The 24,309-nt window shown below is 69.8% G+C and carries 25 protein-coding genes; 8 read left to right on the top strand and 17 right to left on the bottom strand.

Translation table 11 applies throughout. The features are described from left to right. Window positions 1–3: 3 nt before the first annotated feature. The 3 genes from ABT304_RS29760 to ABT304_RS29750 all read right to left on the bottom strand — a co-directional run bounded on the left by ABT304_RS29760 (window position 4) and on the right by ABT304_RS29750 (window position 3,181). Window positions 4–873 carry a carbohydrate ABC transporter permease gene (locus ABT304_RS29760; RefSeq protein ID WP_350720914.1) on the bottom strand — a complete coding sequence of 290 codons (870 nt, stop codon included), beginning with the start codon at window positions 871–873 and terminating at the stop codon, window positions 4–6. Then, window positions 870–1,808 carry a carbohydrate ABC transporter permease gene (locus ABT304_RS29755; RefSeq protein WP_350720912.1) on the bottom strand — a complete coding sequence of 313 codons (939 nt, stop codon included), beginning with the start codon at window positions 1,806–1,808 and terminating at the stop codon, window positions 870–872. Before ABT304_RS29755 ends, ABT304_RS29760 begins: the two co-directional genes overlap by 4 nt. A gap of 101 nt (window positions 1,809–1,909) precedes the next feature. After that, window positions 1,910–3,181, bottom strand: coding sequence for an ABC transporter substrate-binding protein (locus ABT304_RS29750; RefSeq protein ID WP_350720910.1), 1,272 nt, complete (start codon window positions 3,179–3,181; stop codon window positions 1,910–1,912). Window positions 3,182–3,349: 168 nt separating this feature from the next. Between ABT304_RS29750 and ABT304_RS29745 the strand changes: the two genes are divergently transcribed. From ABT304_RS29745 to ABT304_RS29720, 6 genes are all read left to right on the top strand, one after another. Next, window positions 3,350–4,522 carry an ROK family transcriptional regulator gene (locus tag ABT304_RS29745; protein WP_350720908.1) on the top strand — a complete coding sequence of 391 codons (1,173 nt, stop codon included), beginning with the start codon at window positions 3,350–3,352 and terminating at the stop codon, window positions 4,520–4,522. A 24-nt stretch (window positions 4,523–4,546) separates the two neighbouring features. Beyond that, a complete protein-coding gene (gene nemA / locus ABT304_RS29740; protein ID WP_350720906.1) occupies window positions 4,547–5,638 on the top strand; it encodes an N-ethylmaleimide reductase in 1,092 nt (363 codons plus the stop codon). Window positions 5,639–5,701: 63 nt separating this feature from the next. Continuing rightward, entirely contained in the window at window positions 5,702–8,119 is a 2,418-nt protein-coding gene (locus ABT304_RS29735; protein WP_350720904.1) for a GH92 family glycosyl hydrolase, read from the top strand. A gap of 39 nt (window positions 8,120–8,158) precedes the next feature. Further along, the gene (locus tag ABT304_RS29730; RefSeq protein WP_141794184.1) at window positions 8,159–8,407 is read left to right on the top strand and encodes a FitA-like ribbon-helix-helix domain-containing protein; all 249 of its coding nucleotides are present in this window, start codon (window positions 8,159–8,161) and stop codon (window positions 8,405–8,407) included. Continuing rightward, the gene (locus tag ABT304_RS29725; protein ID WP_160022224.1) at window positions 8,404–8,805 is read left to right on the top strand and encodes a type II toxin-antitoxin system VapC family toxin; all 402 of its coding nucleotides are present in this window, start codon (window positions 8,404–8,406) and stop codon (window positions 8,803–8,805) included. The genes ABT304_RS29730 and ABT304_RS29725 overlap by 4 nt, the downstream gene beginning before the upstream one ends. An 87-nt stretch (window positions 8,806–8,892) precedes the next feature. Then, entirely contained in the window at window positions 8,893–10,362 is a 1,470-nt protein-coding gene (locus ABT304_RS29720) for an NCS2 family permease (RefSeq protein ID WP_350720902.1), read from the top strand. Window positions 10,363–10,384: 22 nt separating this feature from the next. Here the strand turns inward: ABT304_RS29720 and ABT304_RS29715 are convergent, their stop codons facing one another. The 13 genes from ABT304_RS29715 to ABT304_RS29655 all read right to left on the bottom strand — a co-directional run bounded on the left by ABT304_RS29715 (window position 10,385) and on the right by ABT304_RS29655 (window position 21,092). Then, window positions 10,385–11,410 (bottom strand): Atu2307/SP_0267 family LLM class monooxygenase, encoded by a 1,026-nt coding sequence (locus tag ABT304_RS29715; protein WP_350720900.1) that lies wholly within the window; start codon window positions 11,408–11,410, stop codon window positions 10,385–10,387. A 12-nt stretch (window positions 11,411–11,422) separates the two neighbouring features. Next, window positions 11,423–12,169, bottom strand: a complete 747-nt coding sequence (locus tag ABT304_RS29710; protein ID WP_350720898.1) for an urease accessory protein UreD — start codon at window positions 12,167–12,169, stop codon at window positions 11,423–11,425. Continuing rightward, window positions 12,150–12,887, bottom strand: coding sequence for an urease accessory protein UreG (gene ureG / locus ABT304_RS29705; RefSeq protein WP_350720896.1), 738 nt, complete (start codon window positions 12,885–12,887; stop codon window positions 12,150–12,152). The genes ABT304_RS29710 and ureG overlap by 20 nt, the downstream gene beginning before the upstream one ends. Then, window positions 12,880–13,542, bottom strand: a complete 663-nt coding sequence (locus ABT304_RS29700; protein WP_350720894.1) for an urease accessory UreF family protein — start codon at window positions 13,540–13,542, stop codon at window positions 12,880–12,882. The genes ureG and ABT304_RS29700 overlap by 8 nt, the downstream gene beginning before the upstream one ends. Before the next feature lie 5 nt (window positions 13,543–13,547). Next, window positions 13,548–15,242 carry an urease subunit alpha gene (locus ABT304_RS29695; protein WP_350720892.1) on the bottom strand — a complete coding sequence of 565 codons (1,695 nt, stop codon included), beginning with the start codon at window positions 15,240–15,242 and terminating at the stop codon, window positions 13,548–13,550. Next, entirely contained in the window at window positions 15,242–15,562 is a 321-nt protein-coding gene (gene ureB / locus ABT304_RS29690) for an urease subunit beta (protein WP_502890457.1), read from the bottom strand. Before ureB ends, ABT304_RS29695 begins: the two co-directional genes overlap by 1 nt. Window positions 15,563–15,569: 7 nt before the next feature. After that, window positions 15,570–15,872 carry an urease subunit gamma gene (locus tag ABT304_RS29685; RefSeq protein WP_160022202.1) on the bottom strand — a complete coding sequence of 101 codons (303 nt, stop codon included), beginning with the start codon at window positions 15,870–15,872 and terminating at the stop codon, window positions 15,570–15,572. A gap of 25 nt (window positions 15,873–15,897) precedes the next feature. Beyond that, a complete protein-coding gene (locus ABT304_RS29680) occupies window positions 15,898–16,575 on the bottom strand; it encodes an ATP-binding cassette domain-containing protein (RefSeq protein WP_350720889.1) in 678 nt (225 codons plus the stop codon). Further along, on the bottom strand, window positions 16,575–17,351 hold the full coding sequence (urtD, locus tag ABT304_RS29675; RefSeq protein WP_350720888.1) for an urea ABC transporter ATP-binding protein UrtD: 777 nt from the start codon (window positions 17,349–17,351) through the stop codon (window positions 16,575–16,577). Before urtD ends, ABT304_RS29680 begins: the two co-directional genes overlap by 1 nt. Further along, window positions 17,348–18,451 carry an urea ABC transporter permease subunit UrtC gene (gene urtC / locus ABT304_RS29670; protein WP_350720887.1) on the bottom strand — a complete coding sequence of 368 codons (1,104 nt, stop codon included), beginning with the start codon at window positions 18,449–18,451 and terminating at the stop codon, window positions 17,348–17,350. The genes urtD and urtC overlap by 4 nt, the downstream gene beginning before the upstream one ends. Next, window positions 18,448–19,332, bottom strand: a complete 885-nt coding sequence (gene urtB, locus ABT304_RS29665; RefSeq protein ID WP_350720885.1) for an urea ABC transporter permease subunit UrtB — start codon at window positions 19,330–19,332, stop codon at window positions 18,448–18,450. Before urtB ends, urtC begins: the two co-directional genes overlap by 4 nt. 4 nt (window positions 19,333–19,336) lie before the next feature. Beyond that, window positions 19,337–20,578: an urea ABC transporter substrate-binding protein gene (gene urtA / locus ABT304_RS29660; RefSeq protein WP_350720883.1), complete on the bottom strand. Its 1,242-nt coding sequence runs from the start codon at window positions 20,576–20,578 to the stop codon at window positions 19,337–19,339. Between the two features lie 115 nt (window positions 20,579–20,693). After that, the gene (locus tag ABT304_RS29655) at window positions 20,694–21,092 is read right to left on the bottom strand and encodes a MarR family winged helix-turn-helix transcriptional regulator (protein WP_350720881.1); all 399 of its coding nucleotides are present in this window, start codon (window positions 21,090–21,092) and stop codon (window positions 20,694–20,696) included. Between the two features lie 134 nt (window positions 21,093–21,226). On the opposite strand from ABT304_RS29655, the gene ABT304_RS29650 reads away from it, so the two are divergent. Beyond that, the gene (locus ABT304_RS29650) at window positions 21,227–22,345 is read left to right on the top strand and encodes a substrate-binding domain-containing protein (RefSeq protein WP_350720879.1); all 1,119 of its coding nucleotides are present in this window, start codon (window positions 21,227–21,229) and stop codon (window positions 22,343–22,345) included. 54 nt (window positions 22,346–22,399) lie between these two features. Continuing rightward, window positions 22,400–22,822, top strand: coding sequence for a carboxymuconolactone decarboxylase family protein (locus tag ABT304_RS29645; protein ID WP_350720877.1), 423 nt, complete (start codon window positions 22,400–22,402; stop codon window positions 22,820–22,822). Window positions 22,823–22,834: 12 nt separating this feature from the next. On the opposite strand, the gene ABT304_RS29640 is transcribed toward ABT304_RS29645, so the two are convergent. Next, window positions 22,835–24,130 (bottom strand): HNH endonuclease, encoded by a 1,296-nt coding sequence (locus tag ABT304_RS29640; RefSeq protein WP_350720875.1) that lies wholly within the window; start codon window positions 24,128–24,130, stop codon window positions 22,835–22,837. Window positions 24,131–24,309: the final 179 nt, after the last annotated feature.

The following is a 24,309-nucleotide window of genomic DNA, read 5'->3' as shown; positions in this document are numbered from 1 at the left end:
CGATCATCCCTTGACCGAGCCTGCCATCAGCCCGCCCACGAAGTAGCGGCCGAGCAGGATGTAGATGATCAGGGTCGGGACGGACGCGATCAGCGCGCCCGCCATGCTGGCGGAGTAGTCCTGGAGCTGACCGCTCGCCAGGAAGTTGAGCGCGATCGTCACCGGCCCGTTGCGCGAGGTGGAGAAGAAGAGCGCGAACAGGTAGTCGTTCCAGGCCGAGGTGAACTGCCACATCAGCACCACCACGAACGCCGGCGCGGAGATCGGCAGGATGATCGAGGCGTACGTCCGGAGCATGCCGGCGCCGTCGACCCGAGCGGCCTCGACGAGCTCGACCGGGACCCCCGCGTAGTAGTTGCGGAAGATCAGCGTGGTGATCGGCAGGCCGTAGACCACGTGCAGCACGATCAGGCTCGGGACGCCCGAGGGGACGCCGAGGTTGCTCATCAGCTGGACCAGCGGCACCATCACCGCCTGGTAGGGGATGAACATCCCGAACAGGATCAGCGTGAACACCACGTCGGCGCCCGGGAAGCGCCACTTCGAGAGCACGAACCCGTTCATCGAGCCGAGCACCGAGGAGATGATCGAGGCCGGGATGACCATGGCGAAGGTACGCCCCAGGGCCGGCCCGAGCTGCTCCCAGGCGCGCGACCAGCCGGCCGTCTCCCAGGACTCGGGAAGCTTCCAGGCGTTGGCGGGGGTCGCGTCGCCGAGACCCTTGAAGCTGGTGACGAGCAGCACGTACGCCGGAAGCAGGACGATCAGCGCGAAGGTGATCAGCAGGACGTACTTGACCGCGCGCCAGATCCCGCGCGAACGCTCGCCCGGGATCTTGGTCGCGACGGCTGCCGGGATGGCATCGGTAGTCATCGGCGGCGCTCCTGACGGTAGGTCGAGACGAGGTAGGGAACGATCAGGATGGCCACGATCACCAGCAGGATGGTTCCGATCGCGGCCGACTTGGCGTAGTCGCCGCGGGTGAACTCGATCCACATCTGGGTGGCTGGCACCTGGGTCGTGTAGTTGGTCTGGCCCGCGATGGCCATGATCAGGTCGAAGACCTTCAGCGACATGTGGCCGATGATGATGATCGCGGAGAGGGCGACCGGGCTCAGCTGCGGGAAGATGACGTGGCGGTAGAGCTGCCACTCCGAGGCGCCGTCCATCCGGGCCGCCTCGCGCAGCTCCTCGGGAATCCCACGGAAGCCGGCCAGGAAGAGCGCCATCACGTAGCCGCTGAGCTGCCAGATCGCGGGAACCGCGATCGCGAGGATGCCCCACCGCTCGTGGGTCCACCACGGGTTCTGCAGGAAGTCGAGGTGGAGGGTGTCGAAGAGCCGGTTCAGGCCGGAGGCACGGTCACCCTCGGCGTTGTTGAGCAGCCAGCGCCAGACCACACCGGAGGCGACGAACGAGACCGCCATCGGGAACAGGTAGATGGCCCGGAACAGCGACTCGCCGCGGGCCTTGCGCTCGAGCAGCCACGCCCACAGGAACCCCAGGCACAGGGTGCCGACGAGGAACGCCGCGGTGTAGAGCAGCAGGTTGCGCAGCGAGTAGATGAAGTCGTCGTCGGCGAACAGGTCGCGATAGTTGTCCAGACCGGCGAAACCCTGGGACGGCCCGATGTTGTGGCGGTCCTGCAGGGACGTGTTGATGTTGGACCCGATCAGGCCGTAGACGAAGACACCGATGACGATGACGGTCGGCAGGATCAGGAGTACGGGTGCGACCCACCCGTGGCCGCCGATGCGGCCCTTGGGCCGTCGTGGCCGCTTGACGGCGCTGGGCACCGTGGAGGACATGTGTCCGTCCTTTCACAAGGGGCGGCCGAGGGGCCACGGCAGCTGGCGCGGCCGCAACCCCTCGGACCAGATGATCTCGTCAGGCTCGGGAGAGCCCGGGGTCACTCGGGCTTGTTGTCCTCGGCGGCCTCGGCGAGGCCCTCCTGGAGCTCGGCGACGTCCTTGTTGCTGCCGAACTTGGCGACGGCGGCGGTGATGTCGGTCAGCCAGTTGACCGAGGTCGCGGCACCGTGGGCGAGCGAGGACACGATCTCGTCCTCACCCCACGACTTGATCGCGGTCTGCTGGTACTCACCGAAGTCCGCGGTGTCGGCCGTGGTGCTGGCCGGGATCGAGCCCTTCGCCTTGTTGAAGGCCACCTGGCCCTCGTCGCTGGCGATGGTGTCGAGCCAGGCCTCGGTGCCCTTGGGGTTGGGGCCGTCCACCGGCATGGTGAACGAGTCTGCCAGGAAGTCGAAGACGCCGTCAGTGCCCGGGACCGGGACCGCGGTGTAGTCGGTGCCGAGCGTCTTCTTCTGCTCCTGGAAGGCGGCCTCGGCCCAGTCGCCCATGACGTTGAACGCGGCCTCGCCGTCGATGACCAGCTGGGTCGCGTCCGGCCAGTCGAGACCCTGGCGGTCGGTGTTGGTCAGCGAGAGGAGCGTGTTGTAGTCAGCCAGAGCGTCCTTGACCTCGCTGCCGCCCCAATCGGTCGTGCCGTCCCACAGACCGTTGTACGCCTCGACGCCCAGATCGGCGAGGAGCACGGTCTCGAGCAGGTGGACCTGGGTCCAGTCGGTCGCGATCGAGAGCGGGATGATGCCCTTGGCCTTGATCGTCTTCAGGTCGGCGATCCACGCGTCGAGCGAGTCGTACGTCTTGTTGGCCTCGATGCCGGCCTTCTTCAGGACGGCCGGGTTGGCCCAGAGCACGTTGGCGCGGTGGATGTTCGAGGGGACGGAGTAGATGCCACCGTCCTGGGTCAGGCGCTCGAGCAGGCCCTCCGGGAACTGCTCGTTCCAGCCCTTCTCCTCGTAGAGGTCGGTGAGGTCCTCGATCTGGCCGGCGTTGATGTAGTCGGTCAGCTCGGCACCCGCGTGCGCCTGGAAGGTGGCCGGCGGCTCACCGTTCTGCAGGCGGGACTGGAGCACGTTCTTGGCGTCGCTGCCGGCGCCACCGGCGACGGCGCCGTTGACGAACTTCAGGTCGGGGTTCTGCTCGTCGAACACCTTGACCAAGGCGTCGAGCCCGGCCTTCTCACTGCCCTCGGCCCACCAGGTGAAGACCTCCACCTCATCGGTGCTGCCGCTCTCGTTGTCGCTGCCGCAGGCGGAGACCGCCAGCAGGCTCAGGGCGGCCAGGCCGGCGGCCAGGGCCTTACGCGTTGCGTTCATCTTTGATCCTCCGGTTGCGCGACCGCCACGTCGGTGTGTGATCTGGGTTACTCGCGGTCGCGTGCCGGGATAACGTACGCCTCGATGTTCTGTCGAGTCAACGCATAACGCAGGACGTTTTCAACCTGAGATCTGTCGCAAATCGACATAATCACCTAGAGTCACGCCATGACCACTCCGGAATCGCGGCTGCGCGTCGCCAACCGTTCCCAGGTTCTCGACCTGCTGGGACGGTCGGCGCCGGTCAGCCGCGCCGAGCTCGCCCAGCGCACCGGACTCTCCCGCAGCACCGTGTCGAGCATCGTCCAGGAGCTGCTCGCCTCCGATCAGATCGTCGAGACCACCGGCGCCGCGCTGGCCCGAGGGGGCGGACGACCGCCGTCCCTCCTCACCATCAGCGGCTCGCCCGGCACCCTCATCGGCGTCGACATCGGCCATCGCCACGTCCGCGTCGCTGTCGCCGACCTCACCGCGAAGCCGCTCATCGACCACGAGATCCGGCTCGACGTCGACAACTCCGCGGTCGAGACCATCGACCGTGCCGCGGCACTCGTGCGCGAATGCCTGGCGGAGGTGGGCATCGACCCGAGGAAGGACCGCGTCCTCGGTGTCGGCATGGGGATTCCCGGTCCCGTCGACCCCCGCAGCGGCATCGTCGTCTCTCCCATCCTCGGGAACTGGATGGACCTGGCGCCGGGCGAGGAGCTCGCCCGCCGCATCGGCCTGCCCGTCAGGATCGAGAACGACGCCAACCTCGGCGCGCTCGCCGAGATCGAGTACGGCGCCGCGCGCGACGTCGACGACGTCATCTACGTCAAGGCGTCCAGCGGCATCGGCGCCGGCCTGGTCCTCGCCGGCAAGCTCTACCGCGGGATCACCGGGATCGCCGGCGAGATCGGCCATGTCCGTTTCGAGGACAACGGGCCGATCTGCCGCTGCGGCAACCGCGGCTGCCTGGAGAAGGCCTTCGGCGGGTCCCGGCTGGTCGAGCTGCTGCAGCCCGCCTACGACGAGACGCTCAGCGTCGAGCGCTTGCTCGAGCTCGCCCAGGAGGGTGACATCCGGGTCAACCGGATCCTCGACGACGCCGGCCGCGCGGTCGGCCGGGTGCTGGCCGACCTGTGCAACCACCTCAACCCGGCGCTGATCGTGGTGGGCGACACGATGCGCCAGTCGGAGTCCTTCGTGCTCGGCATCAAGGACTCGATCGACCGCTTCACCCAGCCCGACACCGCTGCCGCACTCGACGTCGTCCCCAGCGAGCTCGGCGACAACGCGGGCGTCATGGGGGCTCTGGTCATCGCCGGCTCGACCACTCCGACGCCGTCGGGAACAATATGAGCGCCCGCTTACGTTGAGCACCTCGTGACTTCACTCTTCTCGCAGCTGAGCCTGGGTTCGACGACCCTCCCCAACCGCGTCCTGATGGCGCCACTGACCCGGATGCGTGCCAGCCGGCCCGGCGACGTACCCAACCCGCTGATGGCCGACTACTACCGGCAGCGCGCCTCGGCCGGGCTGATCGTGTCCGAGGGCACCCAGATCTCGCCGCAGGGCAAGGGCTACATGGACACCCCGGGCATCTACTCGGCCGAGCAGGTCGAGGGCTGGCGACACGTCACCGACACCGTCCACGAGGCGGGCGGCCGGATCGCGGCACAGCTGTGGCACACGGGCCGGGTCTCCCACGAGTCCTTCCACGACGGCGACCTCCCGGTCAGCGCCTCAGCGCTCCCCTACCGCAACCGCACGACCGTACGCGGCGAGGACGGCACCCCGACCCGGGTCAGCTGCCCCACGCCCCGCGCCCTGGAGACCTCCGAGATCGCGGGTGTGATCGACGACTACCGTCGCGCCACCCGCAACGCCCGCGAGGCCGGCTTCGACCTCGTCGAGATCCACGCCGCCCACGGCTACCTGCTCCACCAGTTCGCCAGCGCGAGCAGCAACGAGCGCACCGACTCCTACGGCGGCTCCCTCGAGAACCGTGCCCGGCTGGCGCTGGAGGTGCTCGACGCGGTCGTCGACGAGTGGGACGCCGAGCACGTCGGCATCCGAATCTCCCCGATCGGCTCGTTCAACGGCCTCGAGGACCCCGAGGGCGCCGAGATGGGGCTCTACCTCGCTGCCGAGATCGGCAAGCGCGGCATCGCCTTCCTGCACCTGTCGGAGCCCGACTGGGCCGGCGGCCCCGAGCTCTCCGACGAATACCGCAAGCAGCTGCGCACCGCGCACCCCGGCCCGATCGTGGGCGCCGGCTCCTACACCTCCGAGAAGGCCACCCGCCTGCTCGAGGCCGACCTGATCGACGCCGCCGCGTTCGGGCGTACGTTCATCGCGAACCCAGACCTGCCCCGGCGCCTCGCGGAGAGCCTCCCGCTCAACGAGCCCGACCTGTCGACCTTCTACGGCGGCGGCGAGGCCGGCTACACCGACTACCCCGAGTGGACCGCCTGAGTTCAACTCGCTCTCACCTGAACCCGCACGGCGGAGGACGTTCCTCTGGAATCGTTCTCCGCCATGCGGGTTCTCGCGACGTGTGCCTTGTCCCTTGCGCTGCTCGGCGGCGCGTTCACTCCGTTCTCGGCGGCCCGGGCCGCCGCGCCGCCCGCCGGTGATCCGGTGGCGCTCGTCGACCCGCTGATCGGGTCGTCGAACGGCGGCAACACCTACCCCGGAGCCGTACGCCCCTTCGGGATGCTCTCCTTCAGCCCGACCTCCACGGCGGGCGACCAGACCAACACCGCCGCGTCGAACGGCTACTCCTACGACACCACGCGGCTGCGCGGCTTCTCGCTGACCCATGTCAACGGCGCGGGCTGCCATCCCGGCGCCGCCGGGGACGTGCCGATCTTCCCGCACACCGGCGAGATGACCGGATCTCCCACCGCGGACGTGACCGATGCGACGTACGCCTCGAACTTCAGCCACGCCGACGAGCTGGCCGAGCCGGGGCGCTACCGGCTGGGCCTGGCCAACGGCGCCGAGGTCGACACCGCGGTGACCACCCGAGCCTCGGTCAGCGACCTGACCTTCCCGGCCGACAAGCCGGCGAACCTGCTCTTCCGCACCTCCAACTCGCTCAACGGCAGCGAGACGGCGGTGACGCGGATCGATGAGGCGAAGCGGACCGTCAGCGGCTCGGTGCTCACTGGTGCCTTCTGCGGCCGGCGCGGCAACGGCGGCGGGAGCAACAAGCGCTCCTACTACCGGCTCTACTTCACCGCGCAGTTCGACCGCGGCTTCTCCGGCCACGGCACCTGGGTCAACGGCGAGCTCCAGCCCGGCTCAACCGAGGCGCGGGGCGGTGAGGGCTACGAGACCGGCGCCGCCCGCCAGGGCCAGGGCTCGGGCGGGTACGTCTCGTTCGACCCGAGCCGTGACCAGAGCGTGCGGATGCGGATCGGGATCTCCTACACCAGTCAGTCCGCCGCCGAGGCCAACCTCGCCGCCGAGATCGGGCGACGCGACACCGTCTCTTCCATCGCCTCGGAGGCCAAGGCCGAGTGGCGCCGGGCGCTCTCCTCGATCGAGGTCTCCGGTGGCACCCACGAGGAGCAGACCGCCTTCTACACCGGCCTCTACCACTCCTACCTGCAGCCCAACGTGATCTCCGACGTGGCCGGCACCTACTGGGGCAGCGACCAGGAGGTCCACCGGATCGAGCGCGGCCAGCAGGCGCAGTACGGCAACTTCTCCGGCTGGGACCAGTACCGCGCCCACACCCAGCTGCTCGCGCTCCTGGAGCCGCGGGTGGCCGGTGACTTCGCCCGCTCCCTGCACGCCTACTCCCGCCAGCACGGCGGGGTCTGGGACCGCTGGGTCCACCTGAGCGGCTGGACGCACGTGATGACCGGCGATCCCAGCGCACCGACGCTGGCCGGCTTCTACGCACTCGGCGTTCGCAACTTCGACGCTCAGGGCGCCTACGACTCGCTGGTCCGCCAGTCCACGGTGCCGCACCCCGACGGGCTGTCCAGCTACGGCTGCCCCGGGCAGTGCATCGGCCAGCGGCCGAACCTGGCCGAGTATCTCGCCAAGGGGTACGCACCCCAGGACACCTGCCGATGCTGGGGCGGCGCCGCGGAGACGCTCGAGGACTCCGTCGCCGACTACGCACTCGCCGACTGGGGCCGCCGCCTCGGCGCCTCCGTCTCCCAGACGGACTCGCTGATGGATCGGGCCGGCTGGTGGCAGCACACGTTCAACCCGGCCGCCACGCCCGAGGGCGGCTACCAGCAGGCCCGCAACGCCGACGGGAGCTGGGTCGGTGGCTTCACGCCGTCGACGCAGACCGGCTTCGCGCAAGGGAGCAGCGCGACGTACACCTGGATGGTGCCGCACGACGTCGCTCGGCTGGCGGAGGCCGTCGGTGGGCGGGAGCGGGCGATCCAGCGGCTGGACGCGTTCTTCCACAAGGCCGACGGCTCCTGGCAGTACACCGGCGGCGACGCGCTGCGCTACGACCCGACCAACGAGCCCGGCATCCACGTCCCGTGGATGTACAACGCGCTCGGCGCGTCCTGGAAGACCCAGGAGACGGTCCGCGCCATGGCCGACCTGGCCTATGGCACCGGCCCCCGCGGCCTGCCCGGCAACGACGACCTCGGCACCATGTCGGCGTGGTACGTCTTCTCCGCGATGGGCATCTACCCGCAGGACCCCGCCCGCGCCGAGATGCTGCTCTCCAGCCCGATCTTCGGGCAAGTGGTGATCCACCGCGGCAACGGCGTCGACATCACCATCGAGTCCCCCGGCGCCGGCGCCGAGAACATCTACGTCCAGTCCGTCACCCTCGACGGAGCGCCGCGTACGCAGTCGTGGCTGCCCGAGTCGGTGATGACCCGCGGCGGCACCGTCCGCATCGACGTCGGCTCCGAGCCGAACCGCGAATGGGGCACCGCCGAGGCAGACCGCCCGATCTACCACACCGACTGAACACTTGATACGAATGCATAATGCACGCATAATGAGTGCATGGCCTACCTGCAGATCCGCGACATCCCAGATGACGTACGCGACGTCCTTGCCCAGCGCGCGAAGGACCGCGGCCAGTCGCTGAACTCCTACCTGCGTGACGTGGTCCTCCGGGAGGCTTCCTTCGCCAACAACCAGGCCCTGATCGACCGTGTGGTCGCCAGCAGGGGCGATTCGAAGTTCACGACCGAGGATGTGCTCGCCGCCCGCGACACGGCGCGCGGCGAGCGCACCGAGGGCGCTGCGTGATCGTCCCCGATGCCTCCGCGGTCGCACTCCTCTTCGCGGACCCCGGCACCGACCCGCGGGTGAACGCGGCGACCAAGATCCTCGCCGAGGACCCCGAATGGGTCGTTCCGGAGGTCTGGCGCACCGAGGTGCTCAGCGTCTTTCGCGGACTCCTCCTGGGCGGCAAGCTCACCGACCAGGACGCTGACCGAGCGCTGCACTGGCTCCAGGCGATCACGGTGATCACCGCACCCACCGGCCCGTGCCTGCCCCGGATGTGGGAGCTGCGCAGCAACCTGTCGACCTACGACGCCGGCTACGTAGCGGTCGCCGAGTCCCACGACCTCACCCTCGTCACCGCCGACGTACGTATCGCCAAGGCCGGTGTTGCGCGCTGCCCCGTGAGAACGATCAACTGACCCGCGTCAGCGACCGTGTTGGCTTCGACACGCTCGCTGGCGCTCACGGCTCAACCAACGACATCTCCGCGCCCCGCATCTGCGAAGATGCGGGGCGTGAGCACTTCGACCCCGGAACGTACCAACGCTCTTGACCGGTTCTTCCAGATCAGTGCCCGCGGCTCGACCGTCGGGCGCGAGGTCCGCGGTGGCGTGGTCACGTTCTTCACGATGGCCTACATCGTCGCGCTGAACCCGCTGATCCTCGGGTTCGCGGAGGACGTCAACGGTGACCTCCTCGGCGGCAACGGCGGCGACAACCTGGCCGCGATCGCGGCGGGTACGGCGCTGGTGGCGGGCGTGATGACGATCCTGATGGGCGTCGTGGCCAACTACCCGCTGGCGCTGGCGACCGGGCTCGGGCTCAACGCCTTCGTGGCTTTCTCGATCGCGAGCCAGATGACCTGGGCCGACGCGATGGGGCTGGTGGTGATCGAGGGTCTGGTGATCCTCGTGCTGGTGCTGACCGGGTTCCGGGAGGCCGTCTTCCACGCCGTGCCGCGCGAGCTCAAGACCGCGATCTCGGTCGGTATCGGTCTGTTCATCGCCTTGATCGCCTTCGTCGATGCCGGGGTCGTACGCCGCATCCCCGACGCCGCGAACACGACCGTTCCGGTGCAGCTGGGTCCGACGGGGCAGCTCGCGGGCTGGCCGGTGCTGGTCTTCGTGATCGGCCTGGCCCTGGTGATCACGCTGTGGGTGCGCAAGGTACGCGGCGCGATCCTGATCTCGATCGCGGCGACCACGGTGCTCGCGATCGTCGTCGAGGCGATCGCCGGGATCGGCAAGGGCAGCGCAGAGAACCCGACCGGCTGGGCGCTCAACGTGCCGGCCTTCCCGGACAAGATCGTCGACTGGCCCTCGTTCGCGACGCTGGGCGAGTTCAACCTGCTCGGCTCGTTCGAGAACGTCGGCGTCGTGACCGCGGTGCTGCTGGTCTTCACGCTCATGCTCGCCGACTTCTTCGACACCATGGGCACGATGACCGCGATCGGCACCGAGGCGGGGCTGCTGCGTGCGGACGGCACTCCGCCGCGTACGCGCTCGATCCTGGTCGTCGACTCGCTGGCCGCCGCGGCAGGTGGCGCCGGTGGCGTCTCGTCCAACACCTCCTACGTCGAGTCGGCCTCCGGCGTCGGCGAGGGCGCCCGCACCGGGCTGGCGGCGGTCGTGACCGGTGTGCTCTTCCTGCTCACCACGTTCCTCTCCCCCCTCGTCGAGATCATCCCGTCGGAGGCGGCGGTGCCCGCCCTGGTGCTGGTCGGCTTCCTGATGATGCAGCAGGTCAAGGACATCAACTGGGCCGACGTGGACATCGCCATCCCGGCGTTCCTGACGATCGCGCTGATGCCGTTCACCTACTCGATCTCGGTCGGCATCGGCGCCGGCTTCCTGGCGTTCGTGCTCATCAAGATCGTCCGCGGCAAGGCCAAGACCGTCCACCCGCTGATGTGGCTGGTCGCGGTCATGTTCGCCGTCTACTTCGCGATCCACCCGATCTCGAGCTGGCTGGGCTGACCAGGAGCTGGGCTGACCCGCCTCAGCCCAGCATGTCCTTGACGAGCGGCACGACCTGGGTGCCGTAGAGCTCGATCGAGCCCATCAGGTCCTCGTGGCGCACCTGGCCCTGGTCGTACTTCAGGTCGAAGCGGTCGACGCCGAGCACCTTGATGGTGCCGGCCAGCTTCCGGGCGACCGTCTCCGGCGACCCGACGTAGAGGGACCCGCCCTCGATCTCGCGCTCGAAGTCGCCGGGCGAGGGCGGCGGCCAGCCGCGCTCGCGACCGATCTGGGTGCGCATCGCGAGCCAGCCCTCGTAGACCGTCTCCCGCGCCAGCTCGTCGGTCGCCGCGACGAACCCGGGCGAGTGGACGGCGACGCGCTGGCGCTGCACCCCGAACTCGTCCTGGGCGCGCTCGAAGAGGTCGATGTAGGGCGCGAACCGGTCGGCGGGACCGCCGATGATCGCCAGGAAGAGGCCGAAGCCGTGGCGGGCGGTGCGTACGACCGACTCCGGGCTCCCGCCGACGCCGACCCAGGCGGTCAGGCCGTTCTCCGTGCGCGGGAAGACCTCCTGGTCGGTGAGTGCCGCGCGGGTGCGGCCCTCCCAGGTGACCTTCTCCTCCTCGAGCAGGGCGGCGAGCAGCTCGAGCCGCTCCTCGAAGAGCTCCTCGTAGTCGGCGAGGTCGAACCCGAACAGCGGGAACGACTCGGTGAACGACCCGCGCCCGGCGACGATCTCGGCGCGGCCCTGGGAGACCGCGTCGAGGGTGGCGAACCGCTCGAAGACCCGCACCGGGTCGTCGGAGCTGAGCACTGTCACCGCGGAGCCGAGCCGCAGTCGCTCGGTGCGGGAGGCGACCGCGGCGAGCACCATCTCCGGGCTGGAGACGGCGAAATCGCGGCGGTGGTGCTCGCCCACACCGAAGAAGTCGAGGCCGACCTGATCGGCGAGCACGCCCTCCTCGACGATGTTCCGGATCACCTGCGCGTGGTGCTGCGGCTTGCCCTCGGCGTCGCGGGTGACCCCGCCGAAGGTGTCCAGGCCGAACTCGATGTCAGTCACGCCGTTGAAGCATCAACCAGTCGCGGCGCATTCCCAGGGGCCGGCCGGGACCTCGTGGGTCTCGCCGGCCAGGTGGCGCCACAGGGTGCCGCCGCGCTCCAGGTCGAGCCGCCCGTCGGGGCAGGCGTCTGGCGGTACGTCCCTGCCGAGCGCCGTGACCGACGCGAGCACGCGGTGCGGGCCCAGGAGTCCGGGCGCCAGCGAGCTCGCGTCCAGGTCGAGGGACTCGACCAGGAGCGGGCACCCGTCGTCCTGATGGGCCGACCAGGTGGTGGCCACCCGGCCGGGGCGCTCGCCGTGACGGCCGAGGACGAGGGTCTCGCGCAGGGCGAGCCTCGCCGTGGGGGCGAGGGTGACCCGGGTGTCGCGGGTGACGTCGGCGCCGGCGGAGACCACGAACGGCTCCCCCGCCCAGACCAGGCCGGCGTTGGCGGCGAGGGTGATCGCGACCGTCCAGGACGCGTGGCCGCCGTCCATGTCGTAGGCGACCGTCCCGGTCGGCTCGACCAGGGTCAGGCTGGCGCCCTCCCCCACCTCGACCTCGACCGTGACCTGGTCGCCGGCGAGGAGCATCGCGCCGTCGGGGACCAGCGAGACCCGCGCCGCGCGGGCGTCGCTGGCGAGCAGCATCGGACGCAGCGCCGGAGCCGTCGCGGGTCCGGTGACGTCGGTCTCCACGCGCACCCGGCCGCCGTCGACCGCCCCGACCCGCACCCGGGTCAGGGAGCCGGTGGCGGTCTCAGGCGTGCTGATGGTCATGCTCATGGGTGTGGCCGGTGCCGTCCGCGTGGAAGTGGGGCGCCATCGGCCCCGGGTCGGCCGGAACCAGGGCGCCGCCGCGGTGCCGGGTCAGCTCGGACCGCACCCATGTCACCAGCGCCTCCACCGAGGCCGGATCGGTGCGCGAGAGCGCGATGACCGGACGGCCCTCACGGACCGACCCCGCGTCGGAGACCATCGCGACCGGATCGACACCGACGTACGGGGCCAGGTCGGTCTTGTTGACCACGAGCAGGTCGGCGCGCTCGATGCCGGGGCCGCCCTTGCGGGCGACGTCGCCACCGCCGGCGACGTCGATCAGGAAGATCTGGGTGTCGACCAGCGCCGGGGAGAAGGTGGCGGTGAGGTTGTCGCCGCCGGACTCGACCAGGACCACGTCCAGCGGCGCGAAGTCCTCCTCGAGCTCCTCGACGGCGATCAGGTTGGCGGTGACGTCGTCACGGATCGCGGTGTGGGGGCAGGCGCCGGTCTCGACGGCCCGGATGCGGGCCGGGTCGAGCACACCGGCGGAGCGCAGGAAGCGGGCGTCCTCGTCGGTGTAGATGTCGTTGGTGACCACGCCGATCTCCAGATCGGCGGAAAGCTCCCGGCACAGGAGCGCGATGAGCGAGCTCTTGCCGGTCCCGACCGGACCGCACACGCCGATGCGCAGCCCCCTGTCGTTCTTCGTCCCGTTCTTCGTCTCGGTTTCAGGCACTGAACAACCTCCTGGTCGTGTCGGCGTGGGCCTGGGCCCACAGGTCTAGCTGGGGCGCACTGGGCGCCGGGATGTCTGGGGGCTCGGTGAGCGGGGCGACCTCGGTGGCGAGCCGCTCGGCCTCGGGGAGCAGCTCGTGCACCCACGAGGTGGCGTCGAGCGGGTCGAGGGGCAGCAGCTTGAGGGATGCCGAGGCGACGGTCTGCAGGTCGTCGTACGCCACCAGCCGGCCCAGCGAGGCCGGCGCGATGCCACCGGTGGCGGCCGCAGCGGCCAGGACGAGGGGGCGGCAGGGCCGCCCGATCCCGGCCACCTCCATGACGTGCGGCGAGTCCGGGAACAGGCGCCTGACCAGCCGTAACAGCGCGCGACCGAGGGTGCGCGAGGTGTCGCGCATCGCGGCCGAGGGCGTGCGGGCGGCCCAGGCGTCGTGGACCGGCTCCAGCGGCAGACCGGCGCGCAGCCGATGCAGCGCGACCACCGCCGTGCCCGCCTCGACCCGCACGACGCTGGCCAGGCGCGACCGCATGAAGACCGGCACCTGCTCGGCGGTGAGCCCGGAGCGTACGGCTGCCTCCAGCTGGCCCGACTGGGTGTGGCCGGCGACCGGGAGACGGGCGTCGGCGAGCAGCATCATGAGCAGGTCGTCGGACATCGGGCTCAGAACATCGAGTAGAGCTGCGTCAGCGGCAGCTCGGTGGCGGGGGCGGGCTCGATCAGCTCGCCGTCGACGTGGATGCGGAACGTCTCGGGCTCGACCCTGATCTCGGGGGTCGCGGAGTTGTTGACCATGTCGGCCTTGCCGATCTCGCGGGTGGGCGAGATCCCGACAAGACGGCGGCGCAGGCCGAGACGGTCGGCCAGCCCGGCCTCCAGCGCGGCCGGCGCGACGAACGAGACCGCGTGGTCCGCTCCCGGCCCCACCAGCGTCGGCCGCATGAGCACCGGCTGCGGGGTCGGGATGGAGGCGTTCGGGTCCCCGAGGGCGCCCCAGATCAGGGCACCGGACTTCATCACGACCTCGGGCCGGATGCCGAAGAACCGCGGGTCCCACAGGACCAGGTCGGCCATCTTGCCGGGCTCCACGGAGCCGACCTCGGCGGCGATCCCGTGGGCGATGGCGGGGTTGATCGTGTACTTCGCGACGTACCTCTTGGCTCTGATGTTGTCCGCCTTCCCACCCAGCGAGCCGAGCCGGGCCTTCATCGCGTGGGCGACCTGCCAGGTGCGGCAGACGACCTCGCCGATGCGGCCCATCGCCTGGGCGTCGGAGGAGGTGATCGACAGCGCGCCGAGGTCGTGCAGTACGTCCTCGGCGGCGATCGTGGTCGCCCGGATCCGGGACTCGGCGAAGGCCAGATCCTCGGGCACGCGCGGGTTGAGGTGGTGGCAGACCATGAGCATGTCGAGATGCTCGGCGACGGTGTTGACGGTGTGCGGCAGGGTCGGGTTGGTGGAGCCGGGGATGACGTACGGCAGCGAGGCGACCGAGAGGATGTCGGGCGCATGCCCTCCCCCGGCGCCCTCGGCATGGAAAGCGTGGATCGAGCGGCCGGCGATCGCTGCGACCGTCGACTCCAGGTAGCCCGCCTCGTTGAGCGAGTCCGAGTGCAGCGCGACCTGCAGGCCGTGCTCGTCGGCGGCCTTGAGGGCGGCGTCGATGGCGGCCGGGGTCGAGCCCCAGTCCTCGTGGACCTTGTAGGCGGCGGCGCCGGCCAGCGCCTGCTCGGCGAGCCCGGCCGCGGAGACGGTGTTGCCCTTGCCCATCAGCAGCAGGTTGACGGGCATGTCGTCGAGCGCGCGGTGGATGGTCTCCAGGTGCCACGGTCCGGGGGTGACCGTGGTGGCCTTGGAGCCCTCCGAGGGGCCGGTGCCGCCACCGCCGACGGTGGTGATCCCGGTGGAGATCGCCTCGACGATCTGGGACCTCGACAGGAGATGCACATGGACGTCGATCGCCCCGGCGGTGAGGATCCTCCCCTCGCCGCTGACCACGTCGGTGCCCGGTCCGATCACCAGGTCGGGGTGGACGCCGTCGGCGATGTCGGGGTTGCCGGAGCGACCCAGGGCGACGATCCTTCCGCCGCGGATGCCGACGTCGGCACGGACGATGCCCCAGTGGTCGAGCACGAGGGCGTTGGTGATCACCGTGTCGAGGGCACCCTCGGACCGCGGCACCGTCGACTGGTTCATCGACTCGCGGATCGACTTGCCGCCGCCGAAGACCGACTCCTCGCCGCCCGCGGTCAGGTCGTCCTCGACCTCGATCCACAGGTCGGTGTCACCGAGGCGCACCTGGTCGCCGGTCGTGGGGCCGTAGAGCGCGGCGTACTCGCTCCTGCTGATCTCCACCATCACGCCTCCTTGATCTGGATTCCGGGCACCCGACGCACGCCCTTGAGCGCCACGATCGCGACCTCCCGGGACGCACCCGGTTCGAATCGGCGCGAGGTGCCGGCGGGGATGTCGAGCCGGAACCCCTCGGCCGCGGTGCGGTCGAAGTCGAGGGCGGAGTTCACCTCGGCGAGGTGGATGTGGGAGCCGATCTGGACCGGTCGGTCGCCGGTGTTGAGGACGACCAACGTACGCCGCTCCGACTCGCTCCGGTCGGTGTTGAGCCGGATGGTGCCGTCGGCGACGCGTACGGCTCCGGGACCGCTGGACTGCATGGACATCTCCGCTTCAGGCGATGGGCTGGTGGATGGTGACGAGCTTGCGGCCGTCGGGGAAGGTGGCCTCGACCTGCACCTCGACGAGCATGTCGACCACGTCGGGCATGACCTGCTCGCGGGTCAGCACGGCGCGGCCCTGCGTCATCAGGTCGGAGACCAGGGCGCCCTCCCGGGCCCGCTCGATCACCCAGGTGGAGATCAGGGCGACGGACTCGGGGTAGTTGAGAAGCACCCCACGGGCGAGCCGGTCTCGAGCGACCATCCCGGCTACGGACAGCAGCAGCTTCTCGGTGTCGGACGGGGTCAGATGCATCTCGCCAACTCTCTGGACGGCCGGCCTAGACGGCCAGCTGGGATCGGACGTGATCGTGCGCCTTGGTGCCGCCGTCACCGCTCGCGGTGACCCGGCCGGACTCGAGGATGTAGTAGGCAGAGGCCGTACGCAGCGCGAACCCGACGTGCTGCTCGACGAGCAGCACGGTGAGGTCGCCGCGACCGGTGAGCTCGGCGATCACCCGCTCGATCTCGGCGACGACGTTGGGCTGGATGCCCTCGGTCGGCTCGTCGAGGATGAGCAGCCGCGGCCTGGTCAGCAGCGTACGCGCGATCGATAGCTGCTGGCGCTGACCGCCGGAGAGCAGCCCGGCGCGTCGCCCGAGGAGATCCTTCAACGCCGGGAACAGGTCGATCATCTCGCTGATCCCGGCCCGATCGCCGACCAGCTGGAGGTTCTCCAGCGCGGTCATCTCGCCGAAGCTCTGCTGGCCCTGCGGGACGTAGCCCAGACCGCGCTTGACCCGTGCGCTCGGTCGCAGCGCGGTGACGTCCTCGCCGTCGAGCAGCACCCGGCCGCTCTTGGCCCGGACCAGCCCGACCGCCGCCTTGAGCAGGGTCGTCTTGCCGGCGCCGTTGTGCCCCATCAGCGCCACTGCGGCGCCGGCCGGAACCTCGAGGCTGACCTCGTGGAGCACCGTGGTGCGGCCGTAGCCGCCGGTGACCGACTCGATCCTCAGCATCAGGCGTCCTCCCCTGTTCCCGCGTTCGTCTCGGTCACCCCGGCGACCGTGTCACCCAGGTAGACCCGTTGCACCTCGGCGTCGGCCCGGATCTCGGCAGCCGTGCCCTCCGCGATCACCTTGCCGGCATGCAGGACGGTGACGATGTCGGCGAAGCGTCGGACGAAGTCCATGTCGTGCTCGATGACCACCACCGTCCGCTCCGGGCTGATCCGGCGCAGCAGCTCCCCGGTCTCCTCCCGCTCCTCGGCCGACATCCCGGCGACGGGCTCGTCGAGCAGCATCACCGAGGAGTCCTGCACCAGCAGCATGCCGATCTCCAGCCACTGCTTCTGCCCGTGCGAGAGCACGCCCGCGGGCCGGTCCGCCAGCTCGGTGAGCCCCACGGTCTCCAGCACCTCGGCGACCTGCTCGGGTGTCCCCCGCCGCGGCAGCATCAGCCGCCACGGCGCCCGGTGCACACCGGCGGCGATGTCGAGGTTCTGCAGCACGCTGAGCTCCTCGAAGACCGTCGCGGTCTGGAACGTACGTCCCACCCCGAGGCGGGTGATCCGGTGCGATGCCAGCGTGAGCAGATCGCGTGTGCGATAGCGCGCCTCACCACTTCCGCTCGCCAGGCCGGTCAGGGCGTCCACGAGCGTCGTCTTCCCGGCGCCGTTGGGACCGATCAGGAAGTGCAGTCGGCCCGGCTCGAGGGTCAGGGAGACCCCGTCGATCGCGACGAAGCCGTCGAACTCGACCCGCAGATCGTTGACCTCCAGCGTGTCGGTGCTCATACGGTGACCTCCTCCGCCACTCGTGTCTCCGGCTCCCCGGACGACGTGGACTCCATACGCCGCGAGACCAGACCTCTCACCAGACCCAGCAGCTGCGCCAGCCCGCCAGGCAACAGCAGGATGACCAGCACGAACAGGGCTCCCTGGAAGTAGGACCACGACCCCGGGAAGGCCTCGGAGAGCGAGGTCTCGGCGTACCCGACCAGGAGCGCGCCGACGGCCGGTCCGAGCAGCGAGGCCCGCCCGCCGAGCGCGACCCCGGCCAGCAGCCCGATGGAGGCGACCACCCCGACGTCGTCGGGCGAGACGATCCCCGCGATCGGCACGAAGAGGGCGCCGCCGATGGAGGCGAGGACGGCCGCGATGACGTACGCCGCCAGCTTGACGTTGGCCGGGTCGGTGCCCAGGAACCGCACCCGCTCTTCCCCGTCACGGACGGCGACCAGCAGCTCACCGAAGCGGGTGCTGTAGAGCCAGGCCATCACCAGGATCGAGACCAGCAGGATCCCGGCGGCGATGAAGTAGAGCATCCGCTTGTTGGCCGGATCGAACAGGGCGTACCCGAAGAAGCCCTGGAAGTTGTTCAGTCCGTTGGCACCGCCGGTGGTCTTCACCTGGCCGACGAGCAGGATCGCGAAGGCGGCGGCGAGCGCCTGGCTCAGGATGGCGAAGTACGCCCCCTTGATCCGCCGCTTGAAGACCGCGAGCCCCAGCAGGCCCGCCACCAGTGCCGGCAGGACGAGGATGACGACCAGCGCGAGCCCGCCGTTGCGCAGCGGCTCCCACCAGCCCGGCACCGTGGCGTCGCCGTAGAGCGCCATGAAGTCCGGCACGCCGCCCGGGCCGGCGTCGGCGAGCTTGAGGTGCATCGCCATCGCGTAGGCGCCGATCCCGAAGTAGAGCCCCTGGCCGAGCACCAGCATCCCGCCACGGCCCCACGCCAGACCGATGCCGACCGCCGCGATGGCGTAGCAGCAGTACTTAGCGAGCAGGCCGAGGCGGAAGTCGGACAGGACCGCGGGGGCGAGGACGAGCAGGGCGACCGCGAGCAGCAGCCAGCCGACGTACGGATAGGCCCATCTGAGGTTGGAGAGTCTCATGCCAGGCTCCTGGTCCGAACCGAGAGGATGCCCTGCGGGCGCAGCTGCAGGAACGCGACGATCGCCAGGAAGACGATCACCTGGGCGACCGAGCCGGTCAGGGCGTGGGCGAGGAACGCCTGCAGCAGGCCGATCCCGAGAGCCGCGACGATCGTGCCCTTGAGGTGCCCGATGCCGCCGACCACGACCACCAGGAACGCCTGCACGATGTAGGACGTGCCGAGGTTGGGGCCGGTCGACCCGAGCAGCGTGAGCGCCACCCCGGCGACACCGGCCAGGCCGGACCCGATGAAGAAGGTGGCCCGGTCGGTGCGCCGGGTCGAGATGCCGATGGTCTCGGCCAGGTCGCGGTTGCCGACGGTCGCCCGGATCTGCCGCCCGAGGGCGGTGAACCGGAGCACCGCCAGCAGCGCGGCCACGCACGCGGCGGCCAGGACGATGATGAAGAGCCTGGTCAGCGGGAAGTCGTAGCCGAGGATCGGGATCGACCCGTCCAGCCAGCTCGGCGCGGGCACCTCCTTGGCCGGGGCCCCGAAGATGTCACGCGCGACCTGCTGCAGGATGAGGCCGACGCCGTAGGTGACGAGCAGCGTGTCCAGCGGACGGGCGTACATCCACCGCAGCACGCTCGCCTCGAGCGCCAGCCCGAGCAGCCCGCCGATCACGAACCCCACGGGGAGCGCGATCAGCAGACTCAGCTCGGTGCTGGCGACGATGGTCGAGACGACATAGGCGGTGTACGCGCCGGCCATGATGAACTCGCCGTGAGCCATGTTGATCACGCCCATCTGACCGAAGGTCAGGGTGAGGCCGAGGGCGATGAGGAGCAGGACCGCACCGGCGGAGATGCCGGTGAAGACCTGGGCGAGGAGCGTGTCCAACGGGCTAGTTCTTCCACCAGTCGTAGGTCTTCAGGTAGGGGTCCGGCTCGATCGGCTCGTCGCTCGACCAGACCGTGTCGATCAGGCCCTCGGAGTTCACCTGGCCGATGAGCGCGGTCTTGGCGATGTGGTGGTTCTCGCCGTTCACCTCGACGGTGCCCTCGGGCGCGTCGTACGTGACGCCGTCGGAGGCGTCGATGACATCCTCGACCGCGAAGGAGTCGGCCTTCTCGACCATGCCCTTCCACAGGTGCAGCGAGGTGTAGGCCGCCTCCATCGGGTCGGAGGTGACCGCCTTGGCGCCGTTGGCGGCCTTGAAGTCGGTCACGAACTTCTGGTTCGCCGGGCTGTCGATGGTCTGGTAGTAGTTCCAGGCGGTGTACTGCCCCTCGAGGTTGCCCACGCCGACGCCCGGCACCTCCTCCTCGGCGATCGAGACCGAGAGCACCGGCATCGCCGAGGCGGTCAGGCCCTTGCCCTTGTACTCCTTGAAGAAGGCCACGTTGGAGTCGCCGTTGAGGGTGTTGAAGACCGCGTCCGCGCCGGCGGCCTTGACCTTGTCGACGACCGTGCCGAAGTCGGTCGAGCCGAGGGGCTGGTACTCCTCGCCGAGGACCTCGATGCCGTTGGCGGCTGCGTACTGCTTGATGATCTTGTTCGCCGTGCGCGGGAAGACGTAGTCGGAGCCGACCAGGAAGATCGACTCGATCTTCTTCTCCTGCTTGAGGAAGTCGAGAGCGGGGATGATCTGCTGGTTGGTGGTCGCGCCGGTGTAGAAGATGTTGTGCGAGGACTCCAGGCCCTCGTACTGGACCGGGTAGAAGAGCAGCGCGTCGTTGCCCTCGAAGACCGGCAGCATCGCCTTGCGCGAGCTGGAGGTCCAGCCACCGAAGACGGCCGCGACGCAGTCGTCCTGGATCAGCTTGGTCGCCTTCTCGGCGAAGACGGTCGGCTCGGACTGGCCGTCCTCGCTGACGATCTCGAGCTTCTTGCCGAGGACGCCGCCGTCGGCGTTGATCTCCTCGGCCGCCATGGACAGGGACTTGAAGACGGTCGTCTCGCTGATCGCCATCGTCCCCGACAGGGAGTTGAGGAAGCCGATCTTGATGGTGTCGCCGCTGGTGTCGACGCAGCTCTCGCTGGTTGCGGTGTCACCGGTCTTGGCGCCGCCGCAGGCGGTCGCGGTCATGCCCAGGGCAAGCACCGAGCTGGCCGCGAGGAGGCGGCTCGAGAATTTCGTACGCACGGGATGGGGGTCCTTCCATCGGACAATTGCTCTCGAATGGAAGGAATCTAGGGACGGGTTGTTTCGCGGATGTGTCGGACTCCGCGAGGATTTGTTTCCAGGCGGAAACGTCTTCTCAGGGGAGGCTGTCGAGAACCGTCCGGAGGTCGCGGGCGACCCTGGCGACGGCCTCGGTCTGCTGGCGGGCGCGGATCTCCCGGGCAGCCGAGGCGCCCACCGGAGAGAGCGCGACCACGGCACGGCGCTTGTCCTCGGCATGGATCTTGCGCAGCACGAGCCCGCGCTCGACCAGCCGGTCGACGTGCCTGGTCAGCGTGCCGGCCGGGAGCGCGGCCCCGTCGGCGAGACGCGTCATCGTCTGGCCCGGATCGTCGAGCAGCACGCTGAGGATGCGCCACTGCTCCGCGGTGAGGTCGAACTCGGCGTACGCCTCGGCGAGCGCTCGCTCGATCCGGCGCTGTGCCTGGGCGAGCAGCACGGCGAGATCCGTGACGGCCGTCTCGGCCACCTCCATGGCGTCCTCCCACGAATGTCTGCTGGATGCCCGCTGCGCCGAGGGCCCGACTCCCGTACCCTAACCATCCATCGGCTCAATGGTGAGTCATCCGTCCGCTTCAGCTGGTCTGGTTCGTCTGGGAGCAGGTGCCGATGTCTACGCCGTCGTTCACCCCGGCGTCCCATGCCCTGCTGGGCCTCGCACCGCGTCCGCCGGGGGCCCTCTCGATCGCGTTCGTGGTGCCGATGCAGGGCCCGACCGGCATCTACGGTCCCGGCTGCCTGGCCTGCGGCGAGCTCGCCGCCGAGGAGCTCAACGCCGGCGGCGGGATCGCCGGAAGGGGGGTCGAGCTGGTCGCGATCGATGCGGGTCGAGCTCCCCACGAGGTGGCCGCCGAGGTCGCTCGGCTCGTCGAGCTCGGCCGTGTCGACGCCATTGCCGGCTGGCACATCTCCGCGGTACGTCAGGCGATCACCGCCCGCATCGGCGGCCGGGCCCTCTACGCCTTCGCCGCCATGCACGAGGGCGGCGACGACACTCCTGGGGTCTTCATGATCGGCGAGCGCCCGGTCAACCAGCTGCTCCCCGCGACCGCTTGGATGCGCGCCAACCACGGCGTCTCCCGCTGGGCGGTGGTCGGCAACGACTACGTCTTCCCGCGCGTCACCGGGTCCACGGCCCGAGCCGCGCTGCGCGGATCGCCCTCGGAGGTCGTGAGCGAGACGTACGTCCCACTGGGGACCCGTGACTTCGCCGGAGTGCTCCGCGGCCTCGAGGGCGGCGCACAGGACGGGGTGATCATGCTGTTGATGGGGCAGGACGCGGTGCACTTCAACCGCCAGTTCGCCGCTGCCGGGCTGAGCCAGTCGTTGACCCGGCTGAGCCCCGCGGTCGAGGAGAACACCCTGCTCGCCGGTGGCGCCGGCGCCAACGCCAACGTCTTCGCGGCCGCCGCCTACTTCGACGGCCTCACCACCCCCGAGTCGGCCGATCTGGCCGAGCGCTACTACCGCCGCTTCGGCGAGTACGCGCCCTCCCTCAACGCTGTGGGCGAGTCCTGCTACGAGTCGCTGATGTTCCTGCGCCAGATCGGCGACGCCTGCGGCGGGCTCGAGGTCGAGCCCGCGCTGCGCCTCACCGACCACCACAGCTACTCCAGCCCCCGAGGCCTGATGCGGATGCACGGCAACCTCGTCGACCAGGACGTCTACATCGCCGCCGCCGACGGCCTCCGCTTCGAGATCCAGGAGCAGATCGCGTACGCCTCCTGACGCCTGCTTCGGTCCGTTGACTTCGAGTGCGCTCCAACTCCTAGCGTGCGCGGCATGACCTTCGAGAACCCTGCCCAGGACCCCATCTCCCGCGCCGCCCGCCACGACCACGGACGCGAGATCCTCGACGCGATCGACGGCGAGGCCGGTGCTCGAGTCATCGACGCGCTGGCCGACATCGCCCCGGAGCTCGGCCACCAGGTCGTCGCCTGGGGCTTCGGCGAGATCTACGCCCGCCCCGGCCTCGAGCCGCGAGACCGACAGCTCGTCACCCTCGGCATGCTCACCGCCCTGGGCGGCTGCGAGCCCCAGCTCGAGGTCCACATCAACGCCGCCCTCAGCGTGGGCCTGACCCCCGAACAGATCATCGAGGCGTTCCTCCACTCCGCGGTCTACTGCGGCTTCCCCCGTGCCCTGAACGCCACCTTCACCGCCAAGAAGGTGTTCGCCGAACGCGACCTCCTCCCCCTCGCCTGAGCGCGACATGGTTCAGGCGGCGAGGGTGTGTTCGAGGAGTACGTCGCGCAGTCCGAACTCGGCTCGGGACCAGGTTGGTGGGTCTGGCGCCCAGGTGTCGGGTGGTGGGCTGGTGTAGGTGTGCCCGGTGGGTGTGATCGTGATGATGCTGCCGTCGGGTCCTGGTCTGGCCTGCCAGCCGAGGGCTTCCTTGGCCTGGTTGCACCTCTCGCACAGCCCTTGCAGGTTCTCGGCGCTGGTAGTGCCACCGTCAGCGTGGCGTTCGACGTGGTCGACGTTGCGAATCGGGGCATCGCAGCCGTTGGTCCGGCAGATCCCACCATCACGGGTGGCGATGAACTCGGCCAGCCCCTCGGGAGCTTTGCGGGAGCGGGATTCCATGGCGACCAGCCGACCGGCGGGGTCGGTGAGCAGGCGGCGGACGAACACCTCGGCATCGTTGAGCGTCTCGCGGGCCCAGGCGGCGGGGACGGGTCCGTAGCCCTCGACCATGGCCGGCTGATTGTTGGTGTTGATGAGAGAGTCATCGGTCATCACGATCTTGACCTCGATCCGAGGCTTCGCGCCGGTGGTGCTGCGGCCGGTGATCCGGTCGACCAGGGTGTCGGCCATGACCTGACCCCTAGTGCGCTCATCACCCGCAGCCGCAGCAGCCTTCGCGGCCTGGTCGAGGGCGGCGAAGACGGCGACGCCGTCCTTGACCGGCAACAACGCGCCGAGCCAGGTCATCGTGTCCGGTGCCGGCCGCAGGCTGACCCGCCGGTCCTTCACCGCGCTCGCGGCCCGGGCCACGACGGAGGCCTGGTCGAGGGTGATGGCGAGCCTCTTGGCGGCGTTCTCGAGCTGCCGCAACCCCATCGACACCGCCCGAGCAGGTTCACCGTCCGGCCCGGTGGCACAGAGTTCGGAGTCGATGACCCTGCGGTCCTCGAGGGAGAGGCACGCGGTCTCGCGGGCCAGGATGGTGGCCTGCCACTGGGAGAACAGCCCGGCCTTCATCAGCGCGAAGGTGTGCGGCATCTCCGCGATCAAGACCTTGGCGAGCCCGAGGAGCTTGGCGCCCTTCTCGGGCGAGACCCGCCGCGCCAGCGCAACCTGCGAGGCCACGCCCTCGCCGAGCCTGCGGGCGGGCACCCCGGCCCCGGCCTGGCGGACCCGGACGGCTTCATCGAGGCGTACGGCTGCTTCGGCTTGGACGGCCTCGGCGGTGCACTTGACCTCTTCAAGACGCGTGATCCAGTCGACCAGCTCACCCTCGGACGCACCCGCAGGCGGCCCAGCGAGGAGGCGGTCGATGATCTCGTACATAGGCCTTATTATATGCGGAAGAGCATCCGCTAGCGACCTATTTAAGCAGGTCAACCCCATGTTACGCGCTCAGCGAACAAGCATCGTGAACTCCGCGCCACTCTCTCGCCGCCGCCCCGATACAGGCGAAATCTTTCTCGATCGGGTGCCGAGTCAAGGACCGCGAAGCGGCCGGCGAA

It is taken from the genome of Nocardioides sp. NPDC000445 (assembly GCF_040300245.1).
Lineage (GTDB): Bacteria > Actinomycetota > Actinomycetes > Propionibacteriales > Nocardioidaceae > Nocardioides.
The sequence above is the reverse complement of the archived record's forward strand: the minus strand, read 5'-3'. Positions and strand labels throughout refer to the sequence as shown.

Bases quoted from the DNA above. Each gene is read 5' to 3' on its own strand.
- ABT304_RS29650 (WP_350720879.1), top strand. From the start codon at position 21,227: ATGTCTACGCCGTCGTTCACCCCGGCGTCCCATGCCCTGCTGGGCCTC.
- ABT304_RS29680 (WP_350720889.1), bottom strand. From the start codon at position 16,575: ATGCTGAGGATCGAGTCGGTCACCGGCGGCTACGGCCGCACCACGGTG.
- urtD (WP_350720888.1), bottom strand. From the start codon at position 17,351: ATGAGCACCGACACGCTGGAGGTCAACGATCTGCGGGTCGAGTTCGAC.
- ABT304_RS29700 (WP_350720894.1), bottom strand. From the start codon at position 13,542: ATGTCCGACGACCTGCTCATGATGCTGCTCGCCGACGCCCGTCTCCCG.
- ABT304_RS29745 (WP_350720908.1), top strand. From the start codon at position 3,350: ATGACCACTCCGGAATCGCGGCTGCGCGTCGCCAACCGTTCCCAGGTT.
- ureB (WP_502890457.1), bottom strand. From the start codon at position 15,562: ATGTCCATGCAGTCCAGCGGTCCCGGAGCCGTACGCGTCGCCGACGGC.
- ABT304_RS29755 (WP_350720912.1), bottom strand. From the start codon at position 1,808: ATGTCCTCCACGGTGCCCAGCGCCGTCAAGCGGCCACGACGGCCCAAG.
- ABT304_RS29695 (WP_350720892.1), bottom strand. From the start codon at position 15,242: ATGGTGGAGATCAGCAGGAGCGAGTACGCCGCGCTCTACGGCCCCACG.
- ABT304_RS29720 (WP_350720902.1), top strand. From the start codon at position 8,893: ATGCGGGGCGTGAGCACTTCGACCCCGGAACGTACCAACGCTCTTGAC.
- ABT304_RS29760 (WP_350720914.1), bottom strand. From the start codon at position 873: ATGACTACCGATGCCATCCCGGCAGCCGTCGCGACCAAGATCCCGGGC.
- urtC (WP_350720887.1), bottom strand. From the start codon at position 18,451: ATGAGACTCTCCAACCTCAGATGGGCCTATCCGTACGTCGGCTGGCTG.
- ABT304_RS29640 (WP_350720875.1), bottom strand. From the start codon at position 24,130: ATGTACGAGATCATCGACCGCCTCCTCGCTGGGCCGCCTGCGGGTGCG.
- ABT304_RS29645 (WP_350720877.1), top strand. From the start codon at position 22,400: ATGACCTTCGAGAACCCTGCCCAGGACCCCATCTCCCGCGCCGCCCGC.
- ABT304_RS29730 (WP_141794184.1), top strand. From the start codon at position 8,159: ATGGCCTACCTGCAGATCCGCGACATCCCAGATGACGTACGCGACGTC.
- ABT304_RS29655 (WP_350720881.1), bottom strand. From the start codon at position 21,092: ATGGAGGTGGCCGAGACGGCCGTCACGGATCTCGCCGTGCTGCTCGCC.
- ABT304_RS29685 (WP_160022202.1), bottom strand. From the start codon at position 15,872: ATGCATCTGACCCCGTCCGACACCGAGAAGCTGCTGCTGTCCGTAGCC.
- ABT304_RS29735 (WP_350720904.1), top strand. From the start codon at position 5,702: ATGCGGGTTCTCGCGACGTGTGCCTTGTCCCTTGCGCTGCTCGGCGGC.
- ABT304_RS29750 (WP_350720910.1), bottom strand. From the start codon at position 3,181: ATGAACGCAACGCGTAAGGCCCTGGCCGCCGGCCTGGCCGCCCTGAGC.
- ABT304_RS29710 (WP_350720898.1), bottom strand. From the start codon at position 12,169: ATGACCATCAGCACGCCTGAGACCGCCACCGGCTCCCTGACCCGGGTG.